17 protein-coding genes are annotated in these 14,405 nt (G+C 56.4%); 10 read left to right on the top strand and 7 right to left on the bottom strand.

Annotated features, from left to right (window positions below):
- Nucleotides 1-66: 66 nt before the first annotated feature.
- From nrdR to QOY30_RS14185, 3 genes are read left to right on the top strand one after another with little or no spacing between them, the layout of a single operon-like run.
- Nucleotides 67-543 (top strand): transcriptional regulator NrdR, encoded by a 477-nt coding sequence (nrdR, locus tag QOY30_RS14195; RefSeq protein ID WP_283745269.1) that lies wholly within the window; start codon nucleotides 67-69, stop codon nucleotides 541-543.
- Nucleotides 540-1,631 carry a bifunctional diaminohydroxyphosphoribosylaminopyrimidine deaminase/5-amino-6-(5-phosphoribosylamino)uracil reductase RibD gene (ribD, locus tag QOY30_RS14190; RefSeq protein ID WP_283745268.1) on the top strand — a complete coding sequence of 364 codons (1,092 nt, stop codon included), beginning with the start codon at nucleotides 540-542 and terminating at the stop codon, nucleotides 1,629-1,631. The genes nrdR and ribD overlap by 4 nt, the downstream gene beginning before the upstream one ends.
- Nucleotides 1,632-1,633: 2 nt before the next feature.
- Nucleotides 1,634-2,230, top strand: coding sequence for a riboflavin synthase (locus tag QOY30_RS14185; RefSeq protein WP_283745267.1), 597 nt, complete (start codon nucleotides 1,634-1,636; stop codon nucleotides 2,228-2,230).
- Nucleotide 2,231: 1 nt separating this feature from the next.
- On the opposite strand, the gene QOY30_RS14180 is transcribed toward QOY30_RS14185, so the two are convergent.
- Together QOY30_RS14180 and QOY30_RS14175 are read right to left on the bottom strand one after the other, a co-directional pair.
- Nucleotides 2,232-2,780, bottom strand: a complete 549-nt coding sequence (locus QOY30_RS14180; RefSeq protein ID WP_283745266.1) for a methyltransferase family protein — start codon at nucleotides 2,778-2,780, stop codon at nucleotides 2,232-2,234.
- Between the two features lie 2 nt (nucleotides 2,781-2,782).
- Nucleotides 2,783-3,022 (bottom strand): hypothetical protein, encoded by a 240-nt coding sequence (locus QOY30_RS14175; RefSeq protein WP_283745265.1) that lies wholly within the window; start codon nucleotides 3,020-3,022, stop codon nucleotides 2,783-2,785.
- A 176-nt stretch (nucleotides 3,023-3,198) separates the two neighbouring features.
- Here QOY30_RS14175 and ribBA point away from each other — a divergent pair, with 176 nt between their 5' ends.
- From ribBA to QOY30_RS14145, 6 genes are read left to right on the top strand one after another with little or no spacing between them, the layout of a single operon-like run.
- Nucleotides 3,199-4,299: a bifunctional 3,4-dihydroxy-2-butanone-4-phosphate synthase/GTP cyclohydrolase II gene (gene ribBA, locus QOY30_RS14170; RefSeq protein ID WP_283745264.1), complete on the top strand. Its 1,101-nt coding sequence runs from the start codon at nucleotides 3,199-3,201 to the stop codon at nucleotides 4,297-4,299.
- Nucleotides 4,296-4,748: a 6,7-dimethyl-8-ribityllumazine synthase gene (ribH, locus tag QOY30_RS14165; RefSeq protein ID WP_283745263.1), complete on the top strand. Its 453-nt coding sequence runs from the start codon at nucleotides 4,296-4,298 to the stop codon at nucleotides 4,746-4,748. Before ribBA ends, ribH begins: the two co-directional genes overlap by 4 nt.
- Nucleotides 4,745-5,197 (top strand): transcription antitermination factor NusB, encoded by a 453-nt coding sequence (nusB, locus tag QOY30_RS14160; RefSeq protein WP_283745262.1) that lies wholly within the window; start codon nucleotides 4,745-4,747, stop codon nucleotides 5,195-5,197. Before ribH ends, nusB begins: the two co-directional genes overlap by 4 nt.
- Before the next feature lie 15 nt (nucleotides 5,198-5,212).
- The gene (gene thiL, locus QOY30_RS14155; protein WP_283745261.1) at nucleotides 5,213-6,160 is read left to right on the top strand and encodes a thiamine-phosphate kinase; all 948 of its coding nucleotides are present in this window, start codon (nucleotides 5,213-5,215) and stop codon (nucleotides 6,158-6,160) included.
- Complete coding sequence (locus QOY30_RS14150; RefSeq protein WP_283745260.1) at nucleotides 6,144-6,647, top strand: phosphatidylglycerophosphatase A family protein; 504 nt, start codon at nucleotides 6,144-6,146, stop codon at nucleotides 6,645-6,647. Before thiL ends, QOY30_RS14150 begins: the two co-directional genes overlap by 17 nt.
- Complete coding sequence (locus QOY30_RS14145) at nucleotides 6,644-7,372, top strand: thermonuclease family protein (protein ID WP_283745259.1); 729 nt, start codon at nucleotides 6,644-6,646, stop codon at nucleotides 7,370-7,372. Before QOY30_RS14150 ends, QOY30_RS14145 begins: the two co-directional genes overlap by 4 nt.
- A 311-nt stretch (nucleotides 7,373-7,683) precedes the next feature.
- Here the strand turns inward: QOY30_RS14145 and QOY30_RS14140 are convergent, their stop codons facing one another.
- From QOY30_RS14140 to gcvA, 5 genes are all read right to left on the bottom strand, one after another.
- The gene (locus tag QOY30_RS14140) at nucleotides 7,684-8,781 is read right to left on the bottom strand and encodes a hypothetical protein (protein ID WP_283745258.1); all 1,098 of its coding nucleotides are present in this window, start codon (nucleotides 8,779-8,781) and stop codon (nucleotides 7,684-7,686) included.
- A 2-nt stretch (nucleotides 8,782-8,783) separates the two neighbouring features.
- Nucleotides 8,784-10,118, bottom strand: coding sequence for a hypothetical protein (locus QOY30_RS14135; RefSeq protein WP_283745257.1), 1,335 nt, complete (start codon nucleotides 10,116-10,118; stop codon nucleotides 8,784-8,786).
- Nucleotides 10,119-10,436: 318 nt separating this feature from the next.
- Nucleotides 10,437-10,736: a hypothetical protein gene (locus QOY30_RS14130; RefSeq protein WP_283745256.1), complete on the bottom strand. Its 300-nt coding sequence runs from the start codon at nucleotides 10,734-10,736 to the stop codon at nucleotides 10,437-10,439.
- 127 nt (nucleotides 10,737-10,863) lie between these two features.
- The gene (locus tag QOY30_RS14125) at nucleotides 10,864-12,480 is read right to left on the bottom strand and encodes a GMC family oxidoreductase (RefSeq protein ID WP_283745255.1); all 1,617 of its coding nucleotides are present in this window, start codon (nucleotides 12,478-12,480) and stop codon (nucleotides 10,864-10,866) included.
- On the bottom strand, nucleotides 12,477-13,382 hold the full coding sequence (gcvA, locus tag QOY30_RS14120; RefSeq protein WP_283745254.1) for a transcriptional regulator GcvA: 906 nt from the start codon (nucleotides 13,380-13,382) through the stop codon (nucleotides 12,477-12,479). Before gcvA ends, QOY30_RS14125 begins: the two co-directional genes overlap by 4 nt.
- Before the next feature lie 98 nt (nucleotides 13,383-13,480).
- On the opposite strand from gcvA, the gene QOY30_RS14115 reads away from it, so the two are divergent.
- Nucleotides 13,481-14,371, top strand: a complete 891-nt coding sequence (locus tag QOY30_RS14115) for a DMT family transporter (protein ID WP_283745253.1) — start codon at nucleotides 13,481-13,483, stop codon at nucleotides 14,369-14,371.
- Nucleotides 14,372-14,405 lie beyond the last annotated feature (34 nt).

The following is a 14,405-nucleotide window of genomic DNA, read 5'->3' as shown; positions in this document are numbered from 1 at the left end:
AGACGGGATACTGGATTCGGGGGAAACCGCCCGTTCCTGTGGCCTGTATGCCGTATCCCGTATCCTATGAAATGTCCTTTCTGCAAGCATCCCGGCACCCAGGTCGTTGACACTCGCGAGAACGAGGAGGGCGACAGCATTCGTCGGCGCAGGCGGTGCGTATCCTGCGACAAGCGTTTTACGACTTACGAAGTAGTCGAGCTGCGTATGCCGCAGGTGGTCAAGCAGAACGGCATGCGCAGCGAGTTCGATGAAGAAAAACTGCGCACCAGCTTTACCCGGGCGCTGCACAAGCGTCCCGTTCCAACCGAATTGGTCGATGCCGCCATCGATAATGTCACGCAAAAGGTATTTGCGATCGGCGAACGCGAGATCGGTTCGCGCCAGATAGGCGAGATGGTGATGAAAGAGCTGCTCAAGCTCGACAAGGTCGCCTACATTCGTTTCGCCTCCGTGTACAAGAGTTTTCAGGATGTCGGCGATTTTTCAGATGCGATCGACGCTGTCAAAAATCCCCGGCGGCGCCAGAACGAAAAAAAATGAATGTTGCCGACAGTCAGTGGATGGCTCAGGCGCTGCGTCTTGCAGAGCGGGGGTTGTACACGACCAGCCCCAATCCCCGTGTTGGCTGCGTGTTGGTCCGTGACGGCAAGGTAGTCGGGGAGGGCTGGCACGAGCGTGCCGGCGAGTCGCATGCCGAAGTTCATGCCTTGCGCGCGGCTGGTGATGCGACACGCGGTGCGACAGCTTACGTCACGCTGGAACCGTGCAGCCACCACGGCCGCACGCCTCCCTGTGCCGATGCGCTCATCGCGGCAAGGATCCGGCGCGTGGTTATAGCGGTACAGGATCCGAATCCCCAAGTAGCAGGACAAGGCATCGCCAAATTGCGTGCGGCCGGAATCGGGGTCGAAAGCGGTTTGATGGAAGCTGCCGCGCGCGAACTGAACATCGGGTTTTTCTCGCGGATGACGCGCGGCACGCCCTGGATACGCAGCAAGATTGCAGCGAGTCTGGATGGCCATACGGCGCTGGCGAACGGCACCAGCAAATGGATCACCGGCGCAGCGGCGCGACACGACGTGCAACATTGGCGCGCACGTTCCTGTGCCGTACTCACGGGTATCGGTACGATACTGGCGGACGACCCGCAGCTTGATGTGAGGGATATCCCGACAGAAAGGCAACCGTTGCGTGTGGTGCTGGATAGCCGGTTGCGCATTCCGCCCAAAGCCAAAATCCTGCAGAGCGGAAAGACGCTTATCTATACCGCCTGTTCGGATGCAGAAAAGCACCAGGCAATAAAGACCAGTGGCGCGGAAGTAAAAATTCTGGCAACTGCGGACGGCGAAATCGATGTGCCCGGCGTGTTGCGCGACCTCGGGAAGCGCGGCATCAATGAGGTGCTCGTGGAAGCGGGGCGCACATTGAACGGGGCGCTGCTGAAGGCAGGGCTGGTGGATGAATTGGTGCTGTATCTCGCACCTAAGTTGTTGGGCGATGCCGCGCGGGGGCTGGCGGACCTGGGAGAGCTGACGCAGTTGCAACAAGGGGTTGCGCTGCAATGGAACGATGTGCGGCAAGTGGGCGGCGATCTGCGTATCGTCGCAAGAATATCAAAGGAGAAATGATCATGTTCAGCGGAATCGTGGCCGACGTCGGTCTCATCAAATTGGCGCAGGACCGGGATGGCGGTTTGCGCCTGACAGTGGCGACTGAAGTGCTCGGCATGGACGACGTACAGCTCGGTGACAGCATCGCCGTGAACGGTGTCTGCCTCACCGTGGTGAAGATAGCCGGAAGCGACTTTACGGTGGACGTCTCGCGCGAAACCTTGAATTGCACTACCGGACTGGAAATGCAGGGCGGCCATGTCAATCTGGAAAAGGCTTTGCGCTTGTCCGACCGCCTGGGCGGGCATCTGGTCAGCGGTCATGTGGACGGTGTGGGTACGGTGATCGCGTTCAACGATATCGGTGAAAGCTGGAGACTGATCGTGCGTGCACCGCAACAATTGGCAAAGTATATTGCAGTGAAAGGATCAATCACCATCAACGGTGTCAGTCTGACGGTCAACCAAGTGTCGGGGGCGGAATTCGAGGTGAATCTCATTCCGCATACGCTGGATGTGACGACATTGAACGAGCTGACGGTCGGAGCGAAAGTCAATCTGGAGATCGACCTGATCGCGCGCTACGTCGAACGCATGATGACCGCGGACGCCGGGTGATTCATGCCATGAACGGAATGAAGCGCTTGGTGCGTTTCATGTATTCCCGGTATTGCGCGCCAAAATAGCGGATGTTCTCGGTCTCTTCCACTAGCGAGGTAATCACGAGGAAGAGACAGGCGAACAGCGCAATACCGCCGCTCAGCCAGGACATGCGTTTGAAAAACAAGCCCCAGTCCAGAAAGATCAGCGAGCTGTACATCGGGTGGCGGATATAACGATATATTCCGTGGGTGACGAGTACGGAAGTTTTCTCGAACACCATCAGCGCCCCGTCATTGCGACTGTCGTCCCTCTCACCCAGCAGGCGCAATATCCCGTAGCCCAGAATGATCACGATCAGCGAAATGGCCATCAATATTCCGCTGATCGTCTGGTCGAACGAAACTGGCACGACATACCAGCCGTCGATGTTCATTACGATCAGAAGCAGCATCAGCTCCCACGCGAAAAACCGATAGAAACCGTGCGACCTGGGGACGCGCAGCGAGGCTCTCGAAACGTAAGCCAATGCCATGGTGGCGAGCGTAAACACGATACCTTCCAGCAACGTCAATCTCCTGAAATGAATGCCACGTCGCTTTGCGGTATTCCGGCTCCGGACACGTCATTTGCGGATGACGAACCCCACCAGCGAGCTGCGCAAGTCTTTCCCTTGCAGGAAAAACCAGGGTCTTCGTTCTGCGGCAATTCCGGATAGGCGAGCGCACCCGAAATGGGCAAGGTCGGCAACAGATAGAGCACGATGGCCCGGTTGCGGATTGCCCATTTTGAGAGGTTCAGTTGCGGCATAGGAAAGGCTGTGAAGACGATGACCGGATTATAGGGGGTATCGCAGCCTGATGTGAAATGCGAATACCGTCCGAAGGCAATGCCGGGGGCGCTGACAGAGGCGGCAAGGATTATTGCCGATGGTGTTAAAATCCCTGTCCCGCGATTTCGCGATACCCAAAACTGAGCCGCAGACAATGACTGACATCGCACCGATAACCGAAATAATCGACGAGATACGCGCCGGACGTATGGTCGTCCTGGTGGACGAGGAAGACCGTGAGAACGAGGGCGACCTTCTGTTCGCCGCCGAATTCGTCACGCCCGAAGCCATCAACTTCATGATCCGCCATGCGCGCGGCCTGGTCTGCCTGACGCTGACCGAGGAGCGCTGCCGCCAGCTCGGCATTTCGCACATGGCGCGCGAGAACAAGAGCCCGCTGGGCACCAATTTCACCGTTTCAATCGAGGCGGCGGAAGGCGTGACCACCGGCATCTCCGCGTCCGACCGCGCCACGACCATCAGGGCCGCGGTGAAGAGGGACGCCAAGCCGGCCGACATCGTTCAGCCCGGCCATATCTTTCCCATCATGGCGCGACCGGGCGGTGTGCTGGTGCGTGCAGGACATACCGAAGCGGGTTGCGACCTGGCGCAAATGGCCGGCGTGATGCCGGCAGCGGTGATCTGCGAAATCATCAAGGAAGACGGCGAGATGGCCCGCCTGCCGGATCTGATCCCGTTCGCCAAGGAGCACGGCCTGAAGATAGGCACCATCGCGGATCTGATCGAGTATCGCATCCACAACGAGACGCTGGTCGAGCGCGTCGCACGACGCACGGTGCAAACCGCCTACGGCGAATTCGAACTGGTGACCTACACCGACAAGACCACCCAGCGTACCCATCTGGCGCTGGTGAAGGGCAACATCCAGCCGCAGATCGAGACGGTGGTGCGCGTGCATGAACCCTTGTCCGCGCTGGATTTCATGGAACAGGTCAGCCTGCCGAACACGACCAGCGTGCATGATGCGCTGAAGAAGATCAGCGAATCCGAGGCGGGCGTACTGGTGATGATGCATCATACCGAGACATCGGCGAGCCTCCTGGCCCGGGCCGCAGCCAAACCGGAACCCGATCACGCGCGGTGGGATCCGCGCAGTTATGGCATCGGCGCGCAGATATTGCGCGATCTCAACGTCGGCAAGATGTGCCTGATCGCCACCCCGCGCAAATTGCCCAGCATGACCGGCTTCGGGCTGGAAGTGGTGCGTTACTGTCAATGCAAGGAAACAAAATGAAAGAGATCGAACAGAACCTGAACGGCAAGGGCCTGCGCATCGGCATCGTGCAGAGCCGTTTCAACGAAGTCGTGTGCGAAGGGTTGCTGGCTGCATGTCGCCAGCAACTGGTACTCAGCGGCGTCAGCGAGAACGACATTACACTGGCCACCGTGCCGGGCGCACTGGAGATACCGCTGGTGCTGCAAGCCATGGCACAGAGCAAGAAATTCGACGCGCTGGTTGCGCTGGGTGCGGTGATACGCGGCGACACATATCATTTCGAGGTCGTTTCCAACGAATCGGCGCGGGGCGTGGGTGAAGTGCAACTGCACAGCGGTGTGCCGGTCGCCAACGCCATCCTGACCACCGATACAGACGAACAGGCTGAAGTGCGCGTCAACGTGAAGGGTGCGGAAGCGGCGCTGGTTGCCATCGAGATGGTGCACCTGCTGAAAGCGCTCGCATGAGCGACGCCAAACAGCACAATCCCGCCAAGAGCCTGCGCCATCGTGCGCGCGAACTGGCGATGCAGGGAGTCTACGAATGGCGGCTTTCCGGCAAAAATCCGGCACTGATCGAGAAAGGCACGCTGGCCGAAAAGAGTCTGGGACGTTATGACATGGAATTCTTCGGGCAATTGCTGAAAGGCGCGGTCGCCGAGAGCGAGGCATTGTCCGCACAGATCGCCCCGCATCTGGATCGTGCCGTGAATGAATTGAGCCCGGTCGAATTCTCGGTGTTGCTGCTGGGAGCGTACGAATTGACTCACCATCCCGAAGTGCCCTATCGCGTCGTCATCAACGAGGCGGTGGAACTGGCCAAGACTTTCGGCGGCAGCGACGGACATAAATTCGTCAACGGCGTGCTGGACAAGCTGGCGGCACAAGTGCGCGCGACCGAGGTCGCCGCGAAATAATCCATCGGAGCCGCCTTGTCGGAATTCGATCTCATCCAGCGCTATTTCACCCGTCCCGCGCCGAATGCGATCCTCGGCGTGGGCGACGATGCCGCACTGCTCCGCGTCGCGGAGGGCATGGAGCTGGCAGTCTCCACCGACATGCTGGTCAGCGGCACGCACTTTTTCCCCGATGCCGATCCATTCCTGTTGGGCCACAAGACGCTCGCGGTTAATCTCTCCGATCTGGCGGCTATGGGCGCAGTCCCGCGCTGGGCGACGCTGGCCCTGGCTTTACCGGGTGCCGACGAGAACTGGCTGCGGCGGCTCAGCGAGGGCTTCTTCGCCTTGGCCGATGAGTATGGCGTGGAACTCGTTGGCGGCGACACCACACGCGGCCCCCTGAACCTGAGCGTGACCATCATGGGCGAGGTGCCGCGGGGTCGGGCATTGCGCCGCAGCGGCGCCAACGCCGGTGATGACATCTGGGTGTCCGGAACATTGGGCAAGGCTGCATTGGGGCTGGCACACCTGCAGGGCCGGTTTGCACTGCCTGAAAATGCCCGTCTTTCCTGCCTTGCAGCCTTGCATCAACCCCGGCCACGTGTCGCGCTGGGGTTGGCCTTGCGCGATATCGCCAACAGTGCCATCGATATTTCCGACGGCTTGCTTGCCGATCTCGGGCATATTCTGGAATGCTCGCAGGTCGGTGCGGAGATCGCGTTCGCTGCCATTCCGGCAGTTGAAACGCACGGCATTGATGATGCGCTGTTGCGGCATTGCGTCCTGTCCGGCGGCGATGATTACGAATTGTGTTTTACCGCATCCGCCGCGAAGCGCAGCGAGATTGATGCGGTTGCGGCAAAACTGCAACTGCCGCTCACGCGCATCGGCAGTATCAGTGCGGCACAAGGTTGCACAGTGCGCGCAGCGGACGGCAGCGTGATGAAAATAAAGGAAAGCGGCTATGACCACTTCGCATGACCAACTGAAATTCCAGCCGGACTGGCGCTTCCTGTTCAGCCATCCGGCGCATTTTCTTTCCTTCGGTTTCGGCGCGGGTCTTTCTCCGCGCGCGCCCGGCACGGCAGGCACGCTGATCGCCTTCCCCATGTATTGGTATCTTGCGCCGCGCCTGACCGACGCGTTGTTCATACTGGTGCTGATCTGGGCTTTCGCCTTCGGTGTGTGGGTGTGCGACAAGACGGGCAAGGCGCTGGGCGTGTCAGACTACGGCGGCATCGTGTGGGATGAGATCGTCGCGTTCGTGCTGGTACTCTTCTTTACGCCGGAGGGCTTGGCCTGGCAGTTGCTCGCGTTCCTGTTGTTCCGGTTCTTCGATATCGTCAAACCGCAGCCCATCCGTCATTTTGACCAGACCTGGCACGGCGGCCTGGGCGTGATGTTCGACGACATCCTTGCGGCGGGATACACCCTGCTGTGTCTGGCGGCGATCAAGAGTTTTATATGAAAGCGCTCATCGCGCTGTGTTGCTGCCTTGCGCTGGGCGCACAGGCAGAGACTTTCAGCGCCAGGGTGATCGTCGTGATGGATGGCGATACTGTGATGGTCCTGCGGGAGGGTGGCGGCGAAGCTGCCGGGTCCCCACCGGCGTCCCCCTTGCGGGGGTTGCGCGACGGCCAAAAAATCAGGATACGCCTGGCCGATATCGATGCACCGGAAAAAGACCAGCCTTTCGGCAAGCAATCGCGCGATTCTCTGCTGGAAATGGTGGGGAAGAAACAGGTGCAGATCGACAGCCGGGCCGTCGATCAATACGGGCGCACTGTCGGTTTCATCTCGGTGGAAGGACGCAACGTCAACCAGGAGCAGGTGCGACGCGGCATGGCGTGGGAGTATTCGCACTATCACACCGATAAAACCTACATCGGCTTGCAGAGCGAGGCTCAACATGAGCGGCGCGGGCTCTGGTCGCGGAACAGCCCGCAGCCGCCCTGGCAGTGGCGCAAGCAGCACCCCTCTGTCAGACCTGTCCTGCCAGCCCGGCAGGGCAGCATCTTCCATCAGGCGACTCCCGTGATGTTGTACGACCTGGAATGCGGCAAGAAGCGGCGCTGTTCGCAAATGAGCTCATGCGACGAGGCGAACTTCTACTTCACGCGTTGCGGTGTGAAGACACTGGACGGAAATCACAACGGCATCCCTTGCGAGAGTCTGTGTGCGGAAAGCAGATAGTGGGCATCCTGATGTGCCGCCGCCGTGGTCGTGCACGCTGGTAAGATCAACTTTGAGACTGATGTACACCGTGACCGGATTTGTGCTTGTTTGTCCGGTATTCTGGTCAATAACGGTGGCGATGAATGGCAGGGTGTTGATCGTCGAGCAAATGGATGGCCCGACTTCGCTGCCGTCTGAGAGGGGGAAGGTAAGGCTTCTCGGCAGTTCATTTTCCTGTTTTTGTGTTGAAGTGACAGAATCTCGGCGGACGAGCAACTGTACGCACTAAAGCAAAGATTGATGCCCGCCGCCCAAAGTGCAATCAGGGATTAATTCCGCTCTTTCCCTCTATCACCCACTTCATATTCGTGTTCATGCTCCATTCGCTTGAGTACATACCTCAAATCGAAGTCCAAAACCCGTGCTGCTAGGCGGTCGATGGTTAAACGTGTAGCCGCTTTGTGTTCGGCTGTATCTTCGTGATCTTCTTCATCGTGGTCCAAGTAGTTGTGTTCGTGTTCCAACAGCTTGCGCACAGATTCAATATCTTCTTTTCCGACTTTAGGTTGGTTGCTGCGATAGGCATTGGCTGCGGCAACTATGTAACGATCCAACTGGGAGGCAAAAGCAGGATCAAGTAATTGCATGCCAGTCCAAGTGAGCATTTGCGTATGGATACTATCGAGAAGAACTGCAGCATCGAAGGGTATCGGAGCAGCGATAGTGGGAACAGCTGCGTATCGAGTCACAAAATCATTTTGCGTTAGATTTTCCAGTTGGTTTGCGATTTCTCCACTTGGTCCCTCATCAACAAAACCAAGTATTGGAGAATGTCCGCTAAATTGTGCCATTACAATTCCCGGAATATTTTTACTTGAATACCCAAATCCGTTTTGTGTTGAACCTGCAATTAACCCCGCATTAGGCGAATTCAAAGATGCAAACATCCAGCCAATGCGCAATCCAACTGCATCACTTGTTGTGACACTCCCATACCAGCCATGGGGTGTAGTAAGGGAATTTTTTCCAATATCGTCAATCTGCGCAATTGTATTAATATCGACATCCTCATTGCGTTTAGGCAAAGGTACTGCTGAAACAATATCGCTTACAGGATCAAATAAGAATGAAGCCAAAGATTGTCGGCTGGTAGAGCCATTTCTCACACGATAGGAATAAACAACATTATCTTCTCGCAGTATGAAAGTAGACCCAATGACTGGATTTATTTTCGTGGCAGGGACAAATGTTGTTGTACGCAATGGTTTGACTTTCTTGTTTCCGAGACTCCCTGTTCCAAGGTAAGTAATTTTATAATCCCCTGTATTGGGATCAAGAACAATACTTTCACCAGTAGCCCCAGAAGCTTGCAAAGCAAAAATTGAAGAAACCATGAATGCACAAACTACACAAAATAATGAACGCATTTTCATCCCCTTTTATTTAGCAAGCGTAAGTGGAAATGTTGACCTGTAGAATCCCCTTCAAAATAAGGGTCCACTTTTAACTGTTTTGCCATTTGTTTGAAAGCAGCATAATCTGCTGCTGGAATGGCTCCTGGATTAGAATTCGCGCGCACATCAATGACAATACCGCGTCTATGTTCTGCATGTGGCTCATCCCAATCCGTATCAAGATCAAAAATACCACCCCATTTCAGACTGCCATCGTTTAAATGCAGCAGTATTGGAGTCTTCACGCCATTCTGTATCTGATAATTATAAAAATCAGCGGCTAATCGCCAAAGTTTCATTGATGCTGCAGTGGTCAGGTAATGGTTATAGACATGATCTGTCGTACTACCGATGACTTTAGAACTACCGTCTTCAGTTAACGCATAATATCCAGAGTCCGGTATCGGCCAAAGTCCATCAACCTTCACATCCACATTCGCCGTTGCAGTATTACTGCATCCATCGCAAGTAGCCGTGATGGTATGCGTACCGGATGCATCCGTCGGGTTGAAGTTAAACACCACCGCACCGTTGGCTGTTGAATTCGACCAGCATTCTGCATCCGAAGTGCAAGTCTGCACTTCAGCAATACCGCCTCTGGGTCGTGTGCTGTCGCCGTGGTCGTGTCCGCCACTGGTTGGATCAACTTTGAGGCTGATGTGCACGTTGACTGGGTTTGTAGTCGGTTGACCGGTATTTTGATCAATAACGGTGGCGATGAACGGCAGGGTGTTGATCGTTGAGCCATTGGATGGCTCGACTTCGCTACTGCCTGAGAGGGTGATGGTAAGGTTTTGCTGCGTTACACAAAAATTGCCAGTGGGGTCCAAAACAGTATTACTTGGACAAACAAGATTACCAATAGGCAATGCATAATATGCACTCCATAACCAGCCGTTTTCGTAATCCATCCTTTCCATACAAACGTAAGCACCTTTACCAACTGAAGGGATACTTTGAAAAAGCATAGTCCCTAGAGTAACTATTTGCCCCGTGTGAGAGGAAGGATCAGGTCCAGTCACGTTATTATTAAGACACCAAGCAGCAAAAGCGGACAAGGAAGCAGTTTCTGTTTGAGAGGGAGACATGTCAGTACAAGTATTCTCCCCCAAATTGTAACAATAGTAGAGATTAGTTGGGTATTGTGGCTGAGTGACTGTAGTTGCACTAACAGTGCCGATTACTGACATCCCTCCGCTCATAATGATAAAAAAATACAGGGCAAGAGTTTTCGTAAATCGAGCAATCTCTTTAAGATCAGAGAATAGAAATTCATTGGAAATTCCATGTTTCTGCCTCCACATATTCATTCTGCACTCCCTGTGACGTGAACAATGTGCGCGACAGTAATCTAGCCAAGAAGAGTGTCAATATGCCATTCGGTCTAGATAGTGGCCTATGCACTATCAAACGAGATAGCCACACATGGCAGGTACCAATGAAAGCATGACAGAGCGGTACGCTGACGGCGTATGGACAGAAGCGGCTTCTCAAGAGTTTCGCCAATGCTCTGACTGCGTAGTCGAACCGTCGTCGACAAGAGTATTGATGTCGCCAACAGTTGCATGGCTTTCAGTATAAGCCTGAACACCTGGCCAAAAAACAATCACGTCCATTCTCTGGTTTGGCTACAGATAGACCCAACGCTTACGCCTCTTGTCTATCGAGGAAAACAGTGCCGGATAAAACGGTGCGAATCCCAACCTCTCCCTGAGCAGGGGTTGGAGTTCATAGTAGAGACTCAGTGCAGTTTCACTCAATTCAGGCGAAGCAATTTCTTCTGAAATCGCCACCCGCAATACTGCTGCCACCAAGGAATCAAAACAGCCAAGCGCCACTATGCGTGCTTTGCATTCGGCATCAAAAGATTTTGGGAGTAGCTGGGTCTCATGCTCAAGCAGTTCCGGCTCAAACAGGATTTCCACCACTTCAGACTGCAGTAACCAAAAGCGCGCTCGATAACAAAGCGATCACAGCGTTCACCGCGCGCAGTACAAGCCAAATCGGACTACTGTTGGTTTCCGCAATAACTATTCCTAGATGTCCCGCTGCTGCTTACTGCAAATCACCATTCAACAGTTCAGCTACCCGCTCGGCGATCATCATCGTGGGCGCCGCGGTATTGCCCGAGGTGATATAGGGCATCGCAGAGGCATCGACGACGCGCAAGCCACCGATTCCCTTCACGCGGAGTTCGGAATCCAGCACGGACGTCGGGTCATCGGTGCGTCCCATCTTGCAGGTGCCGACGGGATGAAAGATCGTGGTGCCGATATCCCCAGCCGCCTTGACCAGTTGCTGGTCGGTTTGATGCTGGTTGCCGGGTTTGTATTCTTCCGGCGCATACGGCTTGAAGGCGGGACTGGCCAGTATCCTCCTGGTCAATCGCAGCGACTCGGCAGCGACCCGGCAGTCCTCCTCGGTGGACAGATAATTGGGCTTGATCTCCGGGGCGGCATCGATATCGGTTGAAGTGATATGGACGCTTCCGCGCGAGGTGGGGCGCAGGTTGCAGACGCTGGCCGTGAAGGCATTGAAGCTGTGCAGCGGTTCACCAAATTTTTCCAGCGACAAGGGCTGCACGTGATACTCCACATTGGCCCGTGCCTGGTCGGGTGAGGTGAAGGCGAACGCTCCCAATTGCGACGGTGCCATCGCCATGGGGCCGGAACGTTTCATCAGGTACTCCAGCCCGATCATGGCTTTCCCCCACAAGGAATTGGCCTTGGTGTTCAGGGTGGTGATGCCGTTGACACGATAGACCATCCGCAGCTGCAAATGGTCCTGCAGGTTCTCGCCAACACCGGGTAGATCGCTGTGCACCTGGATGCCCAAGCGATCCAGGCGTTGCGCGGAGCCGATGCCCGATCGTTCCAGTATCTGCACGCTGCCGATCGAACCTGCGGTCAGCAGCACCTCTTTCCCGGCCTCTGCCAGATGGACGCTGCCATCCTGTATGTATTCGACGCCAAGACAGCGCCTGGTTGCCGGATCGATCTTCAGCTGCTTGACCAGTGCGCCGGTCCGTAACGTCAGATTCGGTCTCTTTGCGGCTTCTTTCAGAAAGGCGCGAGACGTGTTCAGGCGCCAGCCGGAACGCTGATTCACATCGAAATAACCCACGCCGAAGTTATCGCCGCGATTGAAGTCGTCCGAGAACGGGATGCCCGCTTCTTTGGAGGCATGCCGGAAGACTTCCAGTATCTCCCATTTCAGGCGCTGTCTTTCGACGCGCCATTCTCCACCCTGGCGATGCCATTCGTTATCGCCGCCGTGATAATCCTCGAACTTCTTGTAGCGCTTGAGCGCCTCGGGCCATGACCAGGCGGAATCGCCGGTCTCGTTAACCCAGCGCTCGTAATCGGCATCCTGTCCGCGCATGTAGATCATGCCGTTGATGGAAGAGGAACCGCCCAGCACCTTTCCTCTCGGATAGATCAGGGACCGCCCATTCAGACCGGGCTCTTCCGTCGTCCTGAAGCGCCAATCGGTCCTCGGATTGTCGATGCAGTACAGGTAGCCGACGGGAACGTGGATCCAGATATAGTTGTCCCGCTTGCCGGCCTCCAGCAGCAAGACCCTGGTATCGGGATTCTCCGTCAGCCGTTTGGCCAATAGACAACCGGCACTGCCCGCGCCGATGATGATGTAATCGAATTGCCGTTGATTCATTCTTCCGTTTTCCCCTGTAAGCCTGCCTGTTCAAACAACCACGACCTGAATGCGGCCACCTTGTTCAACATGATCTTGTTTTTCGGCATCACCAACTGGAAGCTGAGATCGGTGGGGATGCTGTGATCCAGTATTTGCACCAACTTGCGTGACCTGATGTCGTCTGCCACCAGGCTATGCCATGCCAGGGTGACGCCCAGTCCCGTGACTGCAGCCTGAAGCGCCAGGTCCGTATCGCCGAAGCGCCGGATATTCAGCGGAGCGCCGGCAACACCGAGGGAGGCAAGCAATGTTTCCCATTCCGGGAAAACGCCGCGCATGACATGCCAATCATCCTCGATGAGTTTGGCGCACGCCAGGTCGGACGGCTTTTTGACGGATCTCGCCAACCTGGGTGCGGCCACCGGAACGATCATCTCCGGCATCAGGCGTTCCACGCTCAGTCCGGGATGCATGTCGCTGCCGAAGCGGATCGCCATGTCGACTTCTTCCATCGAAAAATCCACGACGCGCTTGGTGGCCAGCAGGTGGATCTCCACGTCGGGGTAGCGCGCGTAAAAGTCTCCCAGGCGCGGGACCAGCCAACGCGCGGCAAACACCGGCGGTGCCGACACCGTCAGCGGCCCGGCGATACTGCCGGAACGCACCCTCAGCATCGCGCGCTCGAGCTGGTCGAACGCGTCCGAAACCAGATTCAGCGCATCGGTAGCGGCCTCGTTCACGACCAGCGTCTTGCCGCGCTTGAACAAGGTGACGCCGAGATGGTCCTCGAGCAATTTGATCTGCTGGCTGACCGCCGCCGGGGTGACATGCAATTCTTCCGCCGCACGGACAAACGAGCGGTGCCGCGCGGCAACCTCGAAGAATCGCAGGGCATTGAGCGGAGGAAGGTGACGTGCCATTAGTTTTCCTTAACGGGCCTTCAAAAAAGTCTAGCTTGTGACCGGCCATTGCTGCCATTAGAGTCGTGCCACATCGAACAATCTTACTGGAAACGACCATGAGAATCTCTACTGTCTATCTGCTTGTGACGGCTTCAGCATTTTTCTGGGGAGCCAATTTTGTACTGGCCGGGCCGATTCTTGCCGATCTGCCCCCATTATGGGCGGCAGCCGTACGCTTCGTGCTGGGCGCCGCGCTGATGTTCATCGTCGCCCTAGCCCGCCGCGAGAAACTCCTGGCGCCGCTGAAGCGGCATGCGGGGATCTATCTGCTGCTGGGGGCGGTCGGTATCTGCGGCTTCAACCTGTTCTTCTTCTATGCGCTTCGTACCACCTCGGCTAACAGCGCCTCGCTGATCATGGCGACCAATCCCTTGCTCACCGCCTTGCTGGCAGTGGCGTTCCTGGGCGAGCGGCTGGCGACCCGGCATCTGGTCGCACTGCCGCTGGCGCTGATCGGCGTGGCGGTGGTCATTTCGCAGGGCGATATGCACAAGCTGCAGTCGCTGAGTTTTGCACAGGGCGACCTGTTGATGCTGGTCGCCGATCTGTCCTGGGCGATGTATAACGTCCTCGTTCGCCGTTACATGCCACAAGGCTCACCCATCGTGCACACCAGCTGGGTCATGGCGGCAGGCGCCATCTTGCTGGTTCTTGCCGCGCTCGATAGCGGAACCCACATGAGCCCGCTTGATGGCAAGGCTGCAATTGCGATGGCCGTCATGGTCGTCGGCGGCACAGTACTGGCCTATCTGTTCTGGGGCGTCGGTATCGCACGTTTGGGAGCAGCGCGCGCTGCGATCTTCCTGAATCTCGTTCCGGTGTTCGCCATGCTGGTCGGCGGCTTCCTCGGCACGCTGCCGACCCCGACGCAACTGGTCGGCGGCCTGCTGGTGCTGGGGGGTGTGAGCGTATCCATGTTTCCATCACGTCGCGTGGCGACGGCATAAGGAATTTTCTGCAGTATGGTAAAGTTTTTCAATA

Source organism: Sideroxydans sp. CL21 (assembly GCF_902459525.1).
Lineage (GTDB): Bacteria > Pseudomonadota > Gammaproteobacteria > Burkholderiales > Gallionellaceae > Sideroxyarcus.
This window is presented reverse-complemented; position numbering and strand designations above follow the sequence as displayed.

What these genes read in the sequence shown, in the direction of transcription:
- nrdR (WP_283745269.1), top strand. Translation starts at nt 67, where the DNA reads ATGAAATGTCCTTTCTGCAAGCATCCCGGCACCCAGGTCGTTGACACT.
- ribD (WP_283745268.1), top strand. Translation starts at nt 540, where the DNA reads ATGAATGTTGCCGACAGTCAGTGGATGGCTCAGGCGCTGCGTCTTGCA.
- QOY30_RS14185 (WP_283745267.1), top strand. Translation starts at nt 1,634, where the DNA reads ATGTTCAGCGGAATCGTGGCCGACGTCGGTCTCATCAAATTGGCGCAG.
- QOY30_RS14175 (WP_283745265.1), bottom strand. Translation starts at nt 3,022, where the DNA reads ATGCCGCAACTGAACCTCTCAAAATGGGCAATCCGCAACCGGGCCATC.
- ribBA (WP_283745264.1), top strand. Translation starts at nt 3,199, where the DNA reads ATGACTGACATCGCACCGATAACCGAAATAATCGACGAGATACGCGCC.
- ribH (WP_283745263.1), top strand. Translation starts at nt 4,296, where the DNA reads ATGAAAGAGATCGAACAGAACCTGAACGGCAAGGGCCTGCGCATCGGC.
- nusB (WP_283745262.1), top strand. Translation starts at nt 4,745, where the DNA reads ATGAGCGACGCCAAACAGCACAATCCCGCCAAGAGCCTGCGCCATCGT.
- QOY30_RS14150 (WP_283745260.1), top strand. Translation starts at nt 6,144, where the DNA reads ATGACCACTTCGCATGACCAACTGAAATTCCAGCCGGACTGGCGCTTC.
- QOY30_RS14145 (WP_283745259.1), top strand. Translation starts at nt 6,644, where the DNA reads ATGAAAGCGCTCATCGCGCTGTGTTGCTGCCTTGCGCTGGGCGCACAG.
- QOY30_RS14140 (WP_283745258.1), bottom strand. Translation starts at nt 8,781, where the DNA reads ATGCGTTCATTATTTTGTGTAGTTTGTGCATTCATGGTTTCTTCAATT.
- QOY30_RS14135 (WP_283745257.1), bottom strand. Translation starts at nt 10,118, where the DNA reads ATGAATATGTGGAGGCAGAAACATGGAATTTCCAATGAATTTCTATTC.
- QOY30_RS14125 (WP_283745255.1), bottom strand. Translation starts at nt 12,480, where the DNA reads ATGAATCAACGGCAATTCGATTACATCATCATCGGCGCGGGCAGTGCC.
- gcvA (WP_283745254.1), bottom strand. Translation starts at nt 13,382, where the DNA reads ATGGCACGTCACCTTCCTCCGCTCAATGCCCTGCGATTCTTCGAGGTT.
- QOY30_RS14115 (WP_283745253.1), top strand. Translation starts at nt 13,481, where the DNA reads ATGAGAATCTCTACTGTCTATCTGCTTGTGACGGCTTCAGCATTTTTC.